Annotated in this window: 13 protein-coding genes; 2 read left to right on the top strand and 11 right to left on the bottom strand. The window is 61.9% G+C overall.

What is annotated here, in order from left to right:
* Positions 1-46: 46 nt before the first annotated feature.
* From V9T28_RS12085 to V9T28_RS12075, 3 genes are all read right to left on the bottom strand, one after another.
* Entirely contained in the window at positions 47-1,453 is a 1,407-nt protein-coding gene (locus V9T28_RS12085; RefSeq protein WP_116399193.1) for an MFS transporter, read from the bottom strand.
* A gap of 173 nt (positions 1,454-1,626) precedes the next feature.
* Positions 1,627-2,670 carry an L-idonate 5-dehydrogenase gene (locus tag V9T28_RS12080; protein WP_116399192.1) on the bottom strand — a complete coding sequence of 348 codons (1,044 nt, stop codon included), beginning with the start codon at positions 2,668-2,670 and terminating at the stop codon, positions 1,627-1,629.
* 52 nt (positions 2,671-2,722) lie between these two features.
* Positions 2,723-3,427, bottom strand: coding sequence for a GntR family transcriptional regulator (locus V9T28_RS12075; RefSeq protein WP_116399832.1), 705 nt, complete (start codon positions 3,425-3,427; stop codon positions 2,723-2,725).
* Between the two features lie 165 nt (positions 3,428-3,592).
* Here V9T28_RS12075 and uxuA point away from each other — a divergent pair, with 165 nt between their 5' ends.
* Complete coding sequence (gene uxuA / locus V9T28_RS12070; protein ID WP_116399191.1) at positions 3,593-4,810, top strand: mannonate dehydratase; 1,218 nt, start codon at positions 3,593-3,595, stop codon at positions 4,808-4,810.
* 12 nt (positions 4,811-4,822) lie between these two features.
* Here uxuA and V9T28_RS12065 read toward each other — a convergent pair whose 3' ends face one another.
* Positions 4,823-5,677 (bottom strand): arylamine N-acetyltransferase family protein, encoded by an 855-nt coding sequence (locus V9T28_RS12065; protein WP_158554705.1) that lies wholly within the window; start codon positions 5,675-5,677, stop codon positions 4,823-4,825.
* A 525-nt stretch (positions 5,678-6,202) separates the two neighbouring features.
* Between V9T28_RS12065 and V9T28_RS12060 the strand changes: the two genes are divergently transcribed.
* Positions 6,203-7,126: a patatin-like phospholipase family protein gene (locus V9T28_RS12060; protein WP_158554704.1), complete on the top strand. Its 924-nt coding sequence runs from the start codon at positions 6,203-6,205 to the stop codon at positions 7,124-7,126.
* Positions 7,127-7,218: 92 nt separating this feature from the next.
* On the opposite strand, the gene V9T28_RS12055 is transcribed toward V9T28_RS12060, so the two are convergent.
* From V9T28_RS12055 to xdhA, 7 genes are all read right to left on the bottom strand, one after another.
* Positions 7,219-8,487, bottom strand: a complete 1,269-nt coding sequence (locus tag V9T28_RS12055; protein ID WP_116399188.1) for a glycerate kinase type-2 family protein — start codon at positions 8,485-8,487, stop codon at positions 7,219-7,221.
* A gap of 82 nt (positions 8,488-8,569) precedes the next feature.
* Entirely contained in the window at positions 8,570-9,457 is an 888-nt protein-coding gene (glxR, locus tag V9T28_RS12050; RefSeq protein ID WP_116399187.1) for a 2-hydroxy-3-oxopropionate reductase, read from the bottom strand.
* 23 nt (positions 9,458-9,480) lie between these two features.
* Complete coding sequence (gene hyi, locus V9T28_RS12045) at positions 9,481-10,257, bottom strand: hydroxypyruvate isomerase (protein ID WP_116399186.1); 777 nt, start codon at positions 10,255-10,257, stop codon at positions 9,481-9,483.
* 17 nt (positions 10,258-10,274) lie between these two features.
* Complete coding sequence (gene gcl / locus V9T28_RS12040) at positions 10,275-12,050, bottom strand: glyoxylate carboligase (RefSeq protein ID WP_116399185.1); 1,776 nt, start codon at positions 12,048-12,050, stop codon at positions 10,275-10,277.
* Positions 12,051-12,437: 387 nt separating this feature from the next.
* Positions 12,438-13,292 carry a xanthine dehydrogenase accessory protein XdhC gene (gene xdhC / locus V9T28_RS12035; RefSeq protein ID WP_245423885.1) on the bottom strand — a complete coding sequence of 285 codons (855 nt, stop codon included), beginning with the start codon at positions 13,290-13,292 and terminating at the stop codon, positions 12,438-12,440.
* A gap of 2 nt (positions 13,293-13,294) precedes the next feature.
* Complete coding sequence (gene xdhB / locus V9T28_RS12030) at positions 13,295-15,655, bottom strand: xanthine dehydrogenase molybdopterin binding subunit (protein WP_116399184.1); 2,361 nt, start codon at positions 15,653-15,655, stop codon at positions 13,295-13,297.
* Positions 15,648-17,111, bottom strand: a complete 1,464-nt coding sequence (gene xdhA, locus V9T28_RS12025) for a xanthine dehydrogenase small subunit (protein WP_116399183.1) — start codon at positions 17,109-17,111, stop codon at positions 15,648-15,650. Before xdhA ends, xdhB begins: the two co-directional genes overlap by 8 nt.
* Positions 17,112-17,118 lie beyond the last annotated feature (7 nt).

Here is a 17,118-nt window from a genome sequence, read left to right as displayed (position 1 = left end):
GTGCATCGCACCCGCTTCGTTTCGCGACGTTGCGTTTCTTGTTTGCTTAGGTCACGTCCTCGGTGTCGACATAGCCATAGACTTCCGGCAGGATGAATTTGGCCGCGAGGAAACCTGTCAGCGACAAGAGCGACACGGCTAATGTGGCTCCGACATTGCCGAGATTTTGGCTGAGGATCGGAAAGACGAACGCACCGAAGAAAGCCGCGCCCTTGACGAACAGATAGCCGAATCCGGAAGCCGTTCCGCGGAAGCGGGCAGGGGCCACCATCGAGGTGATGGTCATGCCGTTCGAGGCATCCCAGTAATGGCCCCACATGAGGACGCAGGCACCGATGACGATGACGAATTTCCAGTCATAATACATGCCGATGGCGCCCATGATAAGGCCGGCGAAGGCGAGGCCGTAGCCCCACATGGAAACGCCGCGATGTCCGATCTTCGAGAGCATCAGCGGTGCGACATAGCCGGAAACCGTCGCCAGGCAGAAGACGAGGGCGGTCACGAGATTGGTGCCGGTGATGTTGCCGTTGTTCGATACGCCGACGCCGCTCAACACCAGGACGACGGGAAGGTAGAAGCCCCAGGCCGCGAATTCAGCACCCTGACAGGCATTGGAGATCCAGGAAAATATCGTTGCCCGGCGTTTGATCGGGTCCGCCCAAATCACGCTGAGGAAGTCACTCAGCTTGGCTTTTGGCAACCGCACATTCTGGTTCGGCAGCATGTCGAGCGAGTCGTTGAACAATTGCTTGGACACTTGTTTTGCCTTCACGAACTGGCCGCGTTGCAGCAGGGACAGCGGCGTTTCAGGCAAATTGAGCCGGCCGACCAAAAGGATGACGGCAGGCAGGGCGCCGAGCGCCAGGGCGACGCGCCACAGCAGTGAATGGTCCATGCCGGCGACATACATGATGGTGATAACGATAATGGAGAGGACTTCGCCAACGCCGAACATGAATTGCCAGCGGCTGCCCATTTCCTCGCGCTTGCCCTTCGACATCGACTCCATGATGTAGGCGTAGCCGTTGGAGATGTCGCTGCCGAGCGGAATGCCGATCAAAAACCGCAAAATGATCAGGTCCCAGATGTCGCGGGCAAAGGCCTGTGCGAGTGCAAGGATGATGAACAGGATCATGGTGGTGACGAATATGGCTTTGCGACCGAACCGGTCCGCGAGTATGCCGCCGAGTTGCGCGCCGACGAGCGCGCCGCCTTGGACCGCGGCGGTTGCGAGGCCAAGCTCAAACGCCGTGGGATTGAAGTCCGTCTTGACGAAGATGAGGACGAACGCGATCGCGTAAAGATCCCAGGCTTCGATCAGGATCGTCGCGATCATCATCCAGCCACCTTGCGTGCTGGATGCCGTATTGGGCTTGTTCAACAGGACTTTAGTGGCCTGGTCCGACAATCGGCGGATTGCGTCCGGACTCATTGTGCTGATCTGATCCATAATTCCTCCCTGATATCTGCTTGTTTCGTATTGCGGATTTATTGGAACAGGATGCGCCCTTATACCAAAGGTTGCGGAAGCGACCTTTGGACTGCTCTTCATTTTTCGCACTCGCCTTGAAAAGGCGAAAAATGAAGAAAGGTACCAACGGCCACTGGTCGTGACCGTTGGTACTAAGGCGCGAAACTTAATTGCACCTTCATTTGTGACGATCGGTCGCGGACGAGATCGAAAGCCTCGCGGATGCGTTCCATCGGCAGCGTGGCCGTGATGATGGGACGCGCATCGAGACGCCTTTGCGCGATCATCCGGGCAGCGATCGGATATTCTTCGTGGAAACGATGGGTGCCGACGAGCTTGATTTCTTTGCCGACGAGCGCGTTGAAGGGGATATGGGCGCCGCTGCTGACCCCGACGGCGACGATGGTGCCGCGCGGACGGATCAACGGAAACATGTCGCCAAGCGCGACGCCGGAGCCGGAACATTCGAAGCCGACGTCAAAATATCCTTTGTCGGTGCTATAGCTGGTCTTGAGTCGGTCGGGCTCACGCTGGGCGTTCACGCTCGAGGTCGCCCCCATTTTGAGTGCTGCAGTGAGGGCTGCGTCGGCAAGATCGACCGCGACGATTTCCTGAGCGCCCGCGAGCTTTGCCGCGCCGATCAGCAGCGCGCCGATTGGGCCTGCGCCCGTGACGAGGACGCGTTTGCCAAGCAGATTGCCGGCGTTGTTGATCGCATGCAGGCCGACCGCGAGGGGTTCCGCGCAAGCCGCTTCATCCAGTCCGACATCGCCAACGGGTTCGCATTGCATCTCGCCAACGATGATAAGATCGCGAAAACCGCCATCGCAATGCGGCTTGCGCATCGCGCTGCCAAGGAACTGCATGTTGAGACAGTGCTGCTGCTGGCCGCTTTGACAAAACTGGCACTGGCCGCACGGATGGCTCGGGCACAGAGCAACTTTGTCGCCGCGCTTCACCTTGGTGACCTTCGCGCCGGTCGTCTCGACCGTCCCCGCGACCTCATGGCCAAGGATGATCGGCTCGCTGACACGAATGGCGCCGATGCCGCCGTCCCAAAAATAATGGATGTCCGACCCGCAAATTCCGCCTGCACCAACACGGACGAGCACTTGGTCGGGGCCGACCGCGCCCAATTCGCGCTCTTCGATCCGCACATCGCCCATTGCATGAAGGACACAGGCCCGGGTCTTCATCATCTCTCCCTTGTTTTGCGTTTGATTACGGTTGTCCCAGATCGTCGGCGGTTCAGCCCGGCGAAGTGAAGTAGCTCGGATATTGCGCCGCGATTGGCGGCAGGTCATCCAAAATCGCCCGCAGATGCCGACGCATGGCCGCTTCCGCCTCCTGAGGCGACGCGCGTTCGACCGCATCGACGATGGCCGTATGCTGCTGCACGAGCTTGTCCTGCGGAAAGGTTCGCAACGACAGGTGGCGGACACGGTCCATATGAATCTTGACGTCCTCGATGACCTTCCAGCCATAAAGCCGGCCTGCCGCATCCGCCAATGTCCGGTGAAACTCCTCGTCGAGCCGCATGAAATCGTCGGGACGATCGTTCGGCGTCGCGGCCTGTTCGGCAAGCTGCCGCCGCAATCGCACGATCAAATCCTTATTGCTCTTGCCTGCAAGCTCGCGCACGATTTCTGCCTCGATCGCCTCGCGCACGAAGCGGGCGTCGAGCACGGCAGCCTTGTTGATTTTGCGGACGAACGTGCCGCGCTGCGGCCTGACCTCGAGCAGGCCTTCTTCCGCCAATTTGATGAAGGCTTCGCGCACGGGCTGCCGACTGGTGCTGCAGCGCCGGGCGATTTCCGCTTCAGAGAGCGCCGTGCCGGGCAACAATTCGCTGCGGATGATCTGCTGGCGCAAGAGCGCATGAATTTGTGGGCCGACCGGCGCGATAGGATCCAGCGGCCAAAGGGGGGCGGGCTCAGCCTCTTGGCGTTCCATCGGTTCCAGGTTCAGGATGGCAGACATGGTCAAACCCTCTCGGCTTGGCCGATTATCACGCACAAGCATGCTAGTCAACTACCATACTTGTCAGGCCACAAAGCTGGTGCTAGTTCTGGCACGGAATGCGCCGTGTGGCGCCGCGGTGATGGGAGGATAGGCATCATGAAGCAAACTTGGCGTTGGTTTGGCCCGCGAGATCTCGTGAGTGTCGACGACATGCTGCAAGCAGGCGTTGAAGGGGTCGTGAGCGCCTTGCATCACGTGGCGACGGGGGCGGTTTGGTCGCCCGAAGAGATCGCCAAGCGCCAGGACGAAATCGGCCGCATGAGCGACGGCAAGCCATCCGGCTTGCGTTGGGACGTGGTCGAGAGCTTGCCCGTTTCGGAAGACATCAAGAAACAACGCGGCGACTGGAAGCAGCATATTGCGAATTACAAAGTCAGCCTCAAGCATCTCGCCGACGCCGGGATCGAGGTCATCTGCTACAATTTCATGCCGGTGCTCGACTGGACGCGGACGCATTTGAACTGGCGCTTGCGCAATGGGGCGACCTGCATGCGGTTCGATTTTCCGGATTTCGCGGCCTTCGACCTGTTCGTCCTGGAGCGTAAGGAAGCCGCGAGGGATTATCCCGACTGGGTCGTCGAAACCGCTCGGCAACGCCATGCGGCGATGAGCGAGGACCAGCGCCGGACGCTGGCGCGCAATGTCGTGTTCGGGTTGCCCGGCGCGGCCGAAAGCTTCACCTTGGCCGATGTGCGCGCGCATCTCGAAGACTATCGCGACCTGCCCGCCGAGCGGCTGCGGGCGCATCTCATCGATTTCCTGAGTGAGGTCGCGCCCGTTGCAGAGCGCCTTGGGCTGCGGCTGTGCTGCCATCCCGACGACCCGCCGTTCGCGCTGCTCGGATTGCCGCGGATCATGTCGACCGAAGTCGATTATCGCGCGGTGATGGAGGCGGTCGATTCTCCGGCGAACGGCATTACCTTGTGCACCGGATCGCTGGGCGCTCGGCCCGACAATGATTTGCCCGGCATGATGGAACGGCTCGGAGACCGTGTGCATTTCCTTCACTTGCGCAACGTGAAACGCGAGTCCGCCGACATGCGCGGTTCGTTCCATGAAGCCGAGCATCTTGGCGGCGATACGGATATGGTCGCTGTCATCGCGGCTGTTTTGCGGGAAGAGCGGCGGCGCAAGCATGCGGGCCGCAAGGATTGGTCGATCCCGATGCGTCCGGACCATGGTCAGGATATTCTGGACGATCTCAAGCGCAGCGGCCAGCCGGGTTATCCTGCGATCGGCCGGTTGAAGGGCCTCGCCGAATTGCGCGGCATCATGACGGCGCTTGCACATCCGAGCCTTGAAGCGTTCACATAAACGCGACAGCCGCTACGCGAAAAAGGGATGCGGTGGTCCGCGAGTTCCGCGGTGCTCGATGATTTCCAAGGCTGATGCGAGATCTTTCTCTGGCAGAGAGATCTTGAACGTTTCGGACAGGACATCGCGATACTCGTCTATGCCATCGAGGATGCGTCGTTCGACTTCTCCGGTCGTATGTCGAACGTTCAATCTCGCGTTGAACAGTGTTATTCGGGTACCATCGGGGCCTGGCCGCGCCGCGATCAGGTTGTTGCGATAGGGGCTATCCGGATGACTGGCGGTGAACCAATTGCAGATCTCATATTCGCCGTCGACGCGCGGGAGTGATACGACGCGGTAGATGTGTTCCCACTTCTCTCCAAGCTTGGACTGCAACGTCAGTTCTTCACCCATTTGAATGAAGCGCATGGGTTCATGCGGTGTCTCCTGTTCGACATCTGCGCAAAGCGCCAAGGGAGCTGTCGGCGCCAAATTGCCGAAACCGACATCCGCAAGGAAGGGGCCTTCAGGCAGGTCAACTCGAAGCACCATGTGCAATGCCGGGCGAGGCGCATCGATAGGCAGGCCGCGCACAACGCGGGCCTGGAGGCTCGTGACATTGAACCCAAGAGCTCTCAAGCCTCCGCGGAATAGGAAGTTCTGTTCGAAGCAATAGCCGCCGCGACCGCCTAGGATCAGCTTCTGCTGCAGCGGCCCCAATGCGAGCTTGGGCGGTCTATCCAGCAGCACATCGATGCTCTCGTATGAAATTGCCGTCGCGTGCTTCGCGACGAGTGCCCGCAATGTCTCCAGGGTTGGCGCGCGTGATCCCGCGTACCCGATGCGGTGCAGCCACGCATTCGTGTCAAAGGTGTCTTCGGGCATGAAGAACGCGCCTTCTCCGATGGCTCGAGGTCGGCCTGCCGGAACCAGATTCATTCTAGAATAGAAGCGCAGCGTGAGGAAACGGCTTTGCCGGCATTGAGGCTTCGTTCGCCGAGCCATGATGATCGCCGCGGAGGCAGCCCGACGGATTGGCGGCGCGAATTGCCAGCCAAAGAAATGCCTAATTGATCCTTAAACTCGCGCAGCAATAGGGACCTGACGGAAAAAAGCGGGCGATTGTAATCGTAGCACCGGGCGGCCCTGGGCCGCGCTTCGCGCGTTGGATGGCTTCGAATGGGGCTCCGACTGAGGCCTTATCGTATCTAAAAAATAATCATTACAACAGGTTAATGGAAACTCTCAAGATTTGGGGTTGAATTCATGTTGCGGCGCACAATATCGGACCGTGTGCTCAAATCGATTGGAAAACGCATGTTGAAATTCATTGGAAAAGATGCCGCACCCATGCCGTTTTGGCGAAGCTCCACACAGTCGGGGCAGGGTGCCTCGAAAAAGCCTTTTCGTGTGTCCCTCGCCCTGCAAGGTGGTGGGTCATTCGGCGCCTTCACCTGGGGCGTGCTCGACCGACTGCTGGAAGAGGACGACGTGGTGTTCGACGCCATTTCCTGTGCTAGCGCGGGGACGGTGAATGCCGTCGCACTGGCTTCCGGCTTGGCCCTTGGCGGCCGCGAAGGCGCGCGCGCCAAGCTCGCCGAGGTCTGGCGCAAGATCAGCGCCTCGGGTGCGCCCGGCATGGCCACGCTGCCGATCGCGTCCTACGGTTTGTTGTCCGCCAGCCAGTGGAACATGTTCGACATCAATCCGCTGCGGACGATTCTGAACGACGAGATCGATTTTGCGGCCATTCGCGAGAGCGACGGCCCGCAATTGCTCATTGCGGCGACCCGCCTGTCCGACAGCCGCGCGCGGATTTTTTCGCGCGACGAGGTAAGCGCCGAGGTGGTCTTGGCCTCAGCCTGTCTGCCGCGTCTCAATCATACGGTGGTGATCGACGACGAGGCCTATTGGGACGGCGGCTATGCGGCCAATCCGCCCCTGATTCCGCTCGTCACGCAGTCGAAGGCGCGCGATTTCCTGGTGGTGCAAATCGTGCCGACGCGCGGCGCCAAGGTTCCCGTGAGCGCCGAGGAGATTGGAGCGCGATTGCTGCGGCTGCAATTCGGCAGCGGCTTGCTCGAGGATCTTGACGCGCTGCAGAGCTTGCAGGCGAAGCGCCGTAAAACCCGTTGGTTGGCGCAAGGCAAGGATGGCGAGCTGAGCGACATCAAGCTGCATCTGCTTGCGGCTGAGGAGTGTCATGAGGGTCTTGCGGAAGCCAGTCCGCTGTCGACCGATTGGAACTTTATTACGGCGCTGAAGGAAAGCGGCCGTGCGGCCGCGGAACAATGGCTGCAAAGTCAGAAAGCGCCTCAGACCGTCAGCGCTTAATCGATTGCGAAAGATGTTTGGGTTCGGTGCGATGATGACGCCACCGAACCCCTTTTTCAAAGCTCAACCGACAAGCTTTCGTGGTCGATGCCTCACTGGCGTTGGATGAGGATGGCGCGGAAGTCGTTGACGTTGGTGAGGGTCGGGCCTGTGATGACGAGATCGCCGAGGGTAGCGAAGGCCGAATAGGCGTCGTTGTTGGCGAGCACCTGCTTGAGATCGAGGCCGGCTTGTGCCGCCCGCGCGATCGTGTCTGGGGCGATGATCGCGCCGGCGTTATCCTCGCTGCCGTCGATGCCGTCGGTGTCGCCCGCGATCGCCGCGATGCCCGCATGGCCGTTGAGCGCGACTGCGAGCGCTAGCAGGAATTCGGCATTGCGGCCGCCGCGGCCTTTGCCGCGCACGGTGACCGTGGTCTCGCCGCCCGAGATCAGCACGCAGGGCGCCGCTGCCGGCTGGTCATGCTCAAAACATTGGCGCGCGATGCCGGCATGTACGATCGCGACCTCGCGCGCCTCGCCCTCGATCGCATTGCCGAGAATGAGCGGCGTTACGCCGTGCTTGCGCGCGACATCGGCGGCGGCTTCCAAAGCCATTTGCGGCGTCGCAATGAGCTTGTTGACGACATGCGCGAGGCGCGGGTCGCCGGGTTTGGGCGTTTCCGAGCGTGGATCATTGAGATGCGCCAGAACCGCGTCGGACACAGGAATATTGTATTTTTCCAGAATGGCGCGCGCTTCGGCCGAGGTCGTCATATCGTCGACGGTCGGGCCGGAGGCGATGATTGAGAGATCGTCGCCCGGGACGTCGGAGATAATCAGCGCCACGACCTGAGCCGGCGCCGCCTCCACGGCTAGGCGGCCGCCTTTGATCCGTGAGAGATGTTTGCGCACGCAATTCATCTCGGCGATGCTGGCGCCGCTGCGCAGCAGGGCCTTGTTGATCGCCTGCTTGTCGGCGAGCGTGAGCCCAGGGGCTGGCAGAGAGAGCAGCGCGGAGCCGCCGCCGGAGATCAGGCACAGGACGAGATCGTCGGCGGTGAGGCCCTGAACTTTGTCCAGAATCTTCTGCGCGGCGGCTTCACCGGCCGCGTCGGGAACGGGATGGGAGGCTTCGATCACTTCGATGCGCGTCGTCGGCACGTGATGGCCGTAGCGCGTCACCACCACGCCTTCGAGCGGCCCCGGCCAATGGGCTTCCACCGCCGCAGCCATGGAGGCCGCCGCCTTGCCGGCGCCGACGACGATCAGCCGGCCTTTGGGCGCGGCGGGCAGGTTCTGCGGCACGCAGAGCTCTGGCCGCGCCGCATCGACCGCCGACTTAAACAAATCGAGAAGAAATTGCCGCTGGTCTTGAATCACATTTCCTCTCCCAGTCCCATTAATGCGCAGAATCCGGTCTCCCAAGCGATCGCGCGGGGAGACCGGATTCTGCAATTTTGCCTCAAGCCTTTGCTACTTCGTGTTGGGCCAGCAGTTCAAGGGCCTTCACCATGCCAGAATGGTCCCATTTCGCGCCGCCATTGGCCGCGCAGGCATTGAACAATTCCTGCGCCGTCGCGGTGTTCGGCAGTGATACGCCGATCGCGCGGGCGCTAGCGAGCGCCAGATTGAGGTCCTTCTGGTGCAGTTCGATGCGGAAACCCGGATCGAAAGTGCGTTTAATCATGCGCTCGCCATGCACTTCAAGGATGCGCGAGGAGGCGAAGCCGCCCATCAGCGCCTGGCGCACCTGCGCCGGATCTGCGCCGGCTTTGGAGGCGAACACCAGCGCTTCGGCCACCGCTTCGATGGTCAGGGCCACGATGATCTGGTTGGCGACCTTGGTCGTCTGGCCATCGCCATTGCCGCCGACCAGCGTCACGTTCTTGCCCATCAGATCGAACAAAGGCTTGACCTTGTCGAAGGCGGCTTGCGGTCCGCCGACCATGATGGTGAGCGAGCCGGCCTTGGCGCCGACCTCGCCGCCCGATACCGGCGCATCGAGATAATCGCAGCCAAGATCATTGATCTTCTTAGCGATCTCCTTGGTCGCGACCGGCGAAATCGAGCTCATATCAACGACGATCTTGCCTGGGATCAGGCCGGCGGCGACGCCATTCTCGCCGAACAGCACCGCCTCCACATCGGCCGTGTCCGGCACCATGAGGAAGATGATATCGGCGCTTTCGGCAACTTGCCTGTTCGAGTCGACCCATTGCGCGCCCTTGGCCAGAAGCTCCTCGGGCTTGGCGCCGCGCGAGAAGGTCACCAACTTGTTGCCGGCGGCGAGCAAATGCCCCGCCATGGGGCGGCCCATGATGCCAAGGCCAATGAAACCGATCGTGCTCATGTCTTAATCTCCGCTGATGGTGGTTAGCTGAGGCCCTTCATCCAGCCGAGGCCCGCGTTGGTCCCGCCCTTTGGCTTGTATTCGCAGCCGATCCAGCCTGCGTAGCCGATGCGCGCGAGATGCGCGAAGAGGAAGGGATAATTGATCTCGCCGGTGCCCGGCTCGTTCCGGCCCGGATTGTCGGCGAGCTGAATATGGGCGATGCGCGGCAGAAGCTTTTGCGCGGTGTTGGCCAGTTCGCCCTCCATGCGCTGCATGTGGTAGATGTCGTATTGCAGCTTCAGGTTCGCTGAGCCGACCTCGTCCATGATCGAGATGCCCTGCGCCGATTTGGTGACGCAGAAGCCGGGGATGTCGTAGTGATTGATCGGCTCAAGCAGCAGGAGAATGCCGGCTGCCTGCAGCCTTTCGGCGGCAAAGCGCAAGTTGCTGACCAGTGTTGCGCGGGCGTCCGCGGCGCTGACGTCGGTCGGCACGATGCCGGCGAGGCAATTGACCTGGGGGCATTGAAGCGCCTTGGCATAAGTGATCGCCTTGTCGACCCCGGCGCGGAATTCCTCCACCCGGTCAGGATGGCAGGCGATGCCGCGCTCGCCCTTGCCCCAATCGCCGGCGGGCAGGTTGAACAGAACCTGTTCGAGCTGATGCTCGCTCAGCAGCTTGGCAATCTCTTCCGCGCCGAACTCGTACGGCGAGACATATTCGACACCGTGGAAGCCGGCCTTTTTCGCCGCGCCGAACCGCTCGAGGAACGGGACTTCGAGAAACAGCATGCTCAGGTTGGCACTGAATTTGGTCATGGTCGGGTCCTTAAGCGTTAATCGAGCAGGGCGATGGCGGTCGGGGCATCCGCTGCCGATTGCGCCAGATCCTCGAACTCGGTGATGTTGTCGAGCTCGGTGCCCATGGCGATGTTGGTCTCGCGCTCCAGGATGATCTCGACCACCACCGGCACGCGGAATTCCTCCATCAGCTTCTTCGCTTTTAGGATGGCGCCATGGATCTCGTTCGGATCGGTGACGCGCAACGCTTTGCAGCCGAGGCCCTGGACCACCGCGACGTGATCGACGCCATAGCCCCGCAATTCGGGCGCGTTCACATTGTCGAAGGACAATTGCACGCAATAGTCCATCTGGAACCCGCGCTGCGACTGGCGGATCAGGCCGAGATAGGAATTGTTCACCAGGATGTGGATGTAGGGCAGGTTGAACTGCGCCCCGACCGCAAGCTCCTCCATCATGAACTGGAAGTCGTAATCGCCCGAGATCGCGACGATCTCGCGCTCCGGATCGGCGACGCGCACGCCGAGTGCGGCCGGCATGGTCCAGCCCAACGGGCCAGCCTGGCCGCAATTGATCCAATGGCGCGGCTTGTACACGTGCAGGAATTGCGCGGCGGCGATCTGCGACAGGCCGATGGTCGAGACGTAGCAGGTGTCCTTGCCGAACGCCTTGTTCATTTCCTCATAGGCGCGCTGCGGCTTGATCGGCATATTGTCGAAATGGGTGCGGCGGAGCAGCGTGCGCTTGCGTTCGCGGCATTCCTCGACCCAGGCGCCTCGATCCTTGAGTTTTCCGTCCGCCTTCCATTCCTTGGCCACTTCGACGAACAGCTTCAGGGCTGCGCCGGCGTCCGACGCAATGCCGAGGTCGGGATTGAACACGCGGCCGATCTGGGTCGGCTCGATATCGACATGCACAAAGGTGCGGCCCTTAGTGTAGGTCTCGACTGACCCGGTGTGGCGATTGGCCCAGCGGTTGCCGATGCCGAGCGCGAAGTCAGAGGCGAGGAAGGTCGCATTGCCGTAGCGGTGGCTGGTCTGCAGGCCGACCATGCCGACCATCAGCGGATGATCGTCCGGGATCGTGCCCCAGCCCATCAGGGTCGGGATGACTGGCACGCCGGTGACTTCGGCGAACTCCACGAGCAGCTTTGACGCATCGGCATTGATGATGCCACCGCCGGCGATGATCAGTGGCCGATCAGCACCGTTCAGCATTTCGAGGGCTTTTTCGATCTGGCCACGGGTGGCGGCGGGCTTGTGCACCGGCAGCGGCTCATACGTGTCGGGATCGAACTCGATCTCGCCCATCTGCACGTCGAACGGCAGGTCGACCAGCACTGGGCCGGGCCGGCCGGAGCGCATGATGTGGAAGGCCTGCTGGAACACGCGCGGCACAAGGCCGGGCTCGCGCACGGTGACCGACCATTTGGTCACGGGCTTCGAAATCGATTCGATATCGACGGCCTGGAAATCTTCCTTGTAGAGCCGGGCGCGCGGCGCTTGGCCGGTGATGCACAGGATGGGAATGGAATCGGCCAAGGCCGAGTAGAGGCCAGTGATCATATCGGTGCCGGCCGGGCCGGAGGTGCCGATGCACACGCCGATATTGCCCGCCTTGGCGCGGGTATAGCCCTCTGCCATATGGCTCGCGCCCTCGACATGCCGCGCGAGGACATGGCGGATGGAATTGCGCGGCCGCATCGCCGAATAAAGCGGATTGATCGCCGCTCCCGGCACGCCGAACGCACAGGTCACTCCCTCTTTTTCCATCACAATGACCGCGGCATCGATCGCCCGCATCCTTGCCATCTCTTCCTCCTGTGCTTGAACTTTCTGCAAGTTTAGGCTTTTGCGTTGCTGCCGCCCACGCTCCAATCGCGCAAAGCATCTTCAAAAAAATCCAAAGAGTGTGCGGCCGGCCGCGTGCGAGATTCACAGCCGGCCGCGTCATTCCCCGACAGGGAGAGGTCGAGGAACGTTCCGGGAAATGTACAAACTCTGCCGTGGCAAAGGCCGCACGATCAAAAAGAGATCGTGTCCTCTCATACTTGTGGCGCCTGACGCGGCCTCACGTGAGGCCAACGATTGTCATCTTGGGCTCGACCCATCGCCGTCCGAGAAAATGTCTGTATGATTGTGCGCGGCCCTTCTCCCATCGGGAGAAGGGCCGCGCACAATCATACAGACAAAGCATACTCACAGAGCGCGCTGCGTGTGTTGACGTTCGTCGGCCGCCTGCTGCTGTTTGCTCAGCACTTCGATGATCTCGGCCGCGGTCATGGCGGCGATGATTTCGGGCCGCTTATCGTGCACCTGCGCGCCGCCGATGGGGCAGGTCAGGCGCGCAAGCTGCGCGCGCGTGTAACCGGATTCGCGTAAGGCGTGTTCGAAGGTCTTGCGCTTGCTCTTCGAGCCAATGAGACCGAGATAGGCAAAATCGCCTCGGTCCAGCACCGCCGAGACGATCAGCGCGTCGAGACTATGGCTGTGGGTCAGGACGACGAAGGCGCTGCCGGGCGGCGCGCGGCGGACCTCCGCGAGGGCTTGCTCAGCGACGACCACTTCGACGTGATTGGCCGGCTTGCCGATCTTGAATTCGTCCTCGCGCTCGTCGACCCAGCGGACCTGGAACGGCAGAAGGCCGAGCGCCGCGACGAGCGCGCGGCCGACATGCCCTGCACCGAAGACGATCACATAGGGTTGCGCCTTGCGCGCTTCGGCCTCGGCGGCCTCGATCTGTGCCGTAACCGCCGCATCGACGGGCGTCAGCGACAGCGTGACATGGCCGCCGCAGCATTGGCCGATCGAGGGTCCGAGCGGAATGGCGATATTGTCCATCGCTGCATGTCGCGCGAGTGCTTCGCGGGCCATGCGGATCGCTTCCCATTCTAGCCGCCCGCCACCGATCGTTCCGGCGCAATCCTGCGCACTTACCAGCATGAAGACACCGGTTTCGCGCGGCGTCGAGCCCTTCGCGATTTCGACACGCACCCGCATGACGGGCGCGGCCGCGCTTCGTTTCGCCTGCAGAAAATCCAACAGGCCGCTCATGGTCATGTGCCTTTGCGTATCGGGTCGGCGGCGCGGACCCGTTCGACCGCAGCCAACACGCGCTCGGGCGTTGCTGGGCAATCGAGCCGCGGATTGACACGGTGTTCGGCGACGCTGGCCACCGCATCAGAGATCGCCTGCCACACCGACAGGCCGAGCATGAACGGCGGTTCGCCGACGGCCTTCGAGCGGAAGATCGCCTCTTCGCGGTTGCCCGAGGATTGGAACAGCTCGACGTTGAAGATGCGCGGACGATCACCGCAAGCCGGGATCTTGTAGGTGCTCGGCGCATGGGTGCGCAGGCGGCCCTTATCGTCCCACACCAATTCTTCGGTGGTCAGCCAACCCGCGCCCTGAACGAACCCGCCCTCGATCTGGCCGATGTCCACGGACGGATTCAGGGAATTGCCTGCATCGTGCAGAATGTCGACGCGCTCGATGCGATATTCGCCGGTCAACGTATCGATGGCCACGAGCGAACAGGCTGCGCCGTAGGCATAATAATAGAACGGCCGGCCGCGGCCGCTGGCGCGGTCCCAATGGATCTTGGGGGTCTTGTAGAAGCCCGTCGCCGACAGCGACACGCGTGCCATATAGGCGTGCTTGACGAAATCGGGGAAGGGGATTTCCTGATTGCCGACGCGCACGCGGTTCGGCAAGAACACGACCTGATCCTGATCGACCGCCCATTTCTCCGCGGCAAATTCAACGAGGCGTTTTTTGAGCGTATGCGTCGCAGCCTGCGCCGCCTTGCCGTTGAGATCCGCGCCGGACGAGGCGGCGGTGGCCGACGTATTCGGCACTTTCGCCGTCGTCGTCGCCGTGATCTTCACGTGATCGATATCGATCTGCAATTCCTGCGCGACCACCTGCGCGACCTTGGTGTAGAGGCCTTGCCCCATTTCCGTGCCGCCGTGGTTGAGATGCACGCTGCCATCGGAATAGATGTGGACCAGCGCGCCGGCCTGATTGTAATGCGTCGCGGTGAAGGAAATGCCGAATTTGACGGGCGTCAGCGCGATGCCGCGCTTGATGACCGGACTCTTGGCGTTGAGCTCGGCGAGTGCGCGTCGGCGGCCCGCATAGTCGCAACGTTTTTCGAGCTCCGCCACCACATCCGCGATGATGTTGTCGGTGACCGTCTGATGGTACGGCGTGACGTTGCGCTCGTCGGTGCCATAGAAATTGACCTTGCGGATGTCGAGCGGGTCCTTGCCGAGCGCAAAGGCGATCTCCTCGATCATTCGCTCGGCGCCCATCATGCCTTGCGGGCCGCCGAAGCCGCGAAACGCAGTGTTCGAAACGGTGTTCGTCTTCAGCGGCTGCGAGGTCAAATGCGCGGACGGATAATAATAGGCATTGTCGGCATGAAACAGCGCGCGGTCGGTCACCGGGCCGGAAAGGTCGGCTGCGAAACCGCAGCGCGCTGCAAAGACCACGTCGACGCCATGGATGCGGCCCGTGTCGTCGAAGCCGACATCGTAATTCACCACGAAATCGTGGCGCTTGCCGGTCATCACCATATCGTCGTCGCGGTCGGGGCGGATCTTGACCGCGCGGCCCGTGCGCTTGGCGATGATCGCCGCGATACAGGCGAATTGATTGCCTTGTGTTTCCTTGCCGCCGAAGCCGCCGCCCATGCGGCGCGTCTCGACCGTCACAGCGTTCGAGGAAATGCCAAGTATATGCGCCACCATATGTTGCACTTCGCTCGGATGCTGGGTCGAGGAGTAGACTTTCACATCCTCGTCTTCGCCCGGTTCCGCGACGGCGATATGGCCTTCGAGATAGAAGTGATCCTGCCCACCGAATTCGAGCCGTCCCGACAGGCGCCGCGGCGCCGCAGCGAGGGCGGCCTTGGTATCGCCGATGTTTAGGGTCAGCGGCTCGGTCACATAGGGCATGTTCATGGCGCGCGCCGCATCGACATCGAGCGCGGCGGGCAGATCTTCATAGGTTACGATCGCCTGCGCTGCGGCATAGCGCGCGGCTTGGCGCGTCGTTGCGGCAACGGCGAAAATCGGCTGGCCATGAAACTCGATTGTGTCGGCGGCAAGCAGCGGTTCGTCGTGCTTGTTGACCGGGCTCACATCGTTGACGCCCGGCAGATCGGCGGCGGTGAGCACCATGACGACGCCGAGCGACTTGCGCACGGGCTCGAGGTCCACCGACACGATGCGCGCATGGGCGCGGTCGCTCAGGCCGAAATAGGCGTGCAGCATCCCTGCGGGCTCAGGCATGTCGTCGATATAGACGGCTTCGCCGGCAACATGCTTGTGGGCGCTGTCGTGCCGCAGCGAAACATGGACCGCGCCGCGCACGGAAGCATTGTTGGAGCCGATCTGGGGCGAGGGCTTATGCATGGACCAGAATCTCCTGACCTGCGAGGCGGGTTTCCGCGCCGGACCCATTGGTTTCGACATAGAGGCGGCGCAGCAAATTCTGCGCGACCTTGAGCCGGTAAGCGGCGCTGGCGCGCATGTCGCTGATCGGCGTGAAGTCCTCGGCGATCGCCGCTATCGCCGCGGTGACCGCTTCTTCATCCCATACGCGGCCACGCAGGACGGCCTCGGTCCGGCTCGCGCGTTTCGGCGTCGCCGCCATGCCGCCAAAGGCGATCCGCGCCTCGTTGATCTTGCCGTCGTCGAGGGTCAGGGCAAAGGCGCCGAGCACGGCGGAAATATCCTGGTCGAAACGCTTGGAGATCTTGTACACGCGGTAGTGCAGATTGCTCTGCGGCTTCGGGATGCTGATGCGCTCCACGAATTCGCTCTGCTGCCGATCCTGCTTGCCATAGGCGATGAAATAATCTTCGATCGGCATCGCGCGGCGCTGATCGCCGCGGCGCAGGTGCAAGGTCGCGCCCATGGCGATGATCGCCGGCGTCGCATCGCCGATCGGCGAGCCGTTGGCAATGTTGCCGCCGATCGTGCCGGCGTTGCGGATCTGGGTCGACCCGAGCCGGCGCAGCATGTCGCCGAAATCCGGATAGAACGCGGCAATGCGTGCGGTGCCATCGCTATAGGTGACGCCGGCCCCGATCTCCAAAGTCGTCGCCGTCTCGTGAATCGTCTTCAAGCTCTGGACGCGGCCGATCGACACGACTGGGTCGAGCCGGCGCATTTGCTTCGTCACCCACAAGCCCACATCCGTATTGCCGGCGACGATCGTGGCTTGCGGCTGATCGAGCAGCACCCGCGCGAGATCGTCTTCGGTCGCGGGCGCATAGAAGGTGCGCTCGCCATCGCCGATTTTGAGCGTCGTCTCGTCCTGCCAGGCGGCGAGCTGTTCGCGCACCCTATCCGCCGCCGGGTCGGCCGGCAGTCCGGCTGCGTAGATCTGGTGGACGGCGCGGACGATCGGCGCGTAGCCGGTGCAGCGGCACAGATTGCCGGCGAGAATTTCGTCGATTTGGACTTCTGTCGGCTGCGTCGGATATTGCTTCGTCATCGCGTAGAGCGACATGACGAAACCCGGCGTGCAGAACCCGCATTGCGAGCCGTGGCAATCGACCATCGCCTGCTGCACGAGGTGCAGGCGGCCGTCCTGCTTCAAGTCTTCGACCGTGAGCAATTGGCAGCCGTCCAACGTGCCGACGAACTGAATGCACGAATTGGCGGCGCGATAGCTGAGCTGGCCGTCCTTCAGGCTGGCGATGACGATGGTGCAGGCACCGCAATCGCCTTCGTTGCAGCCTTCCTTGGTGCCGGTACGACGCTTATGCAGCCGCAGCCAGTCCAAGACCGTCTGGGTCGGATCGAGCTGGTCGATCTCGCAGATTTCGTGGTTGCCGAGTAAAAATCGGACTTTGGAGCGCATCAAGAAA

The organism is Methylovirgula sp. 4M-Z18 (genome assembly GCF_037890675.1).
Taxonomy (GTDB): domain Bacteria; phylum Pseudomonadota; class Alphaproteobacteria; order Rhizobiales; family Beijerinckiaceae; genus 4M-Z18.
This window is presented reverse-complemented; position numbering and strand designations above follow the sequence as displayed.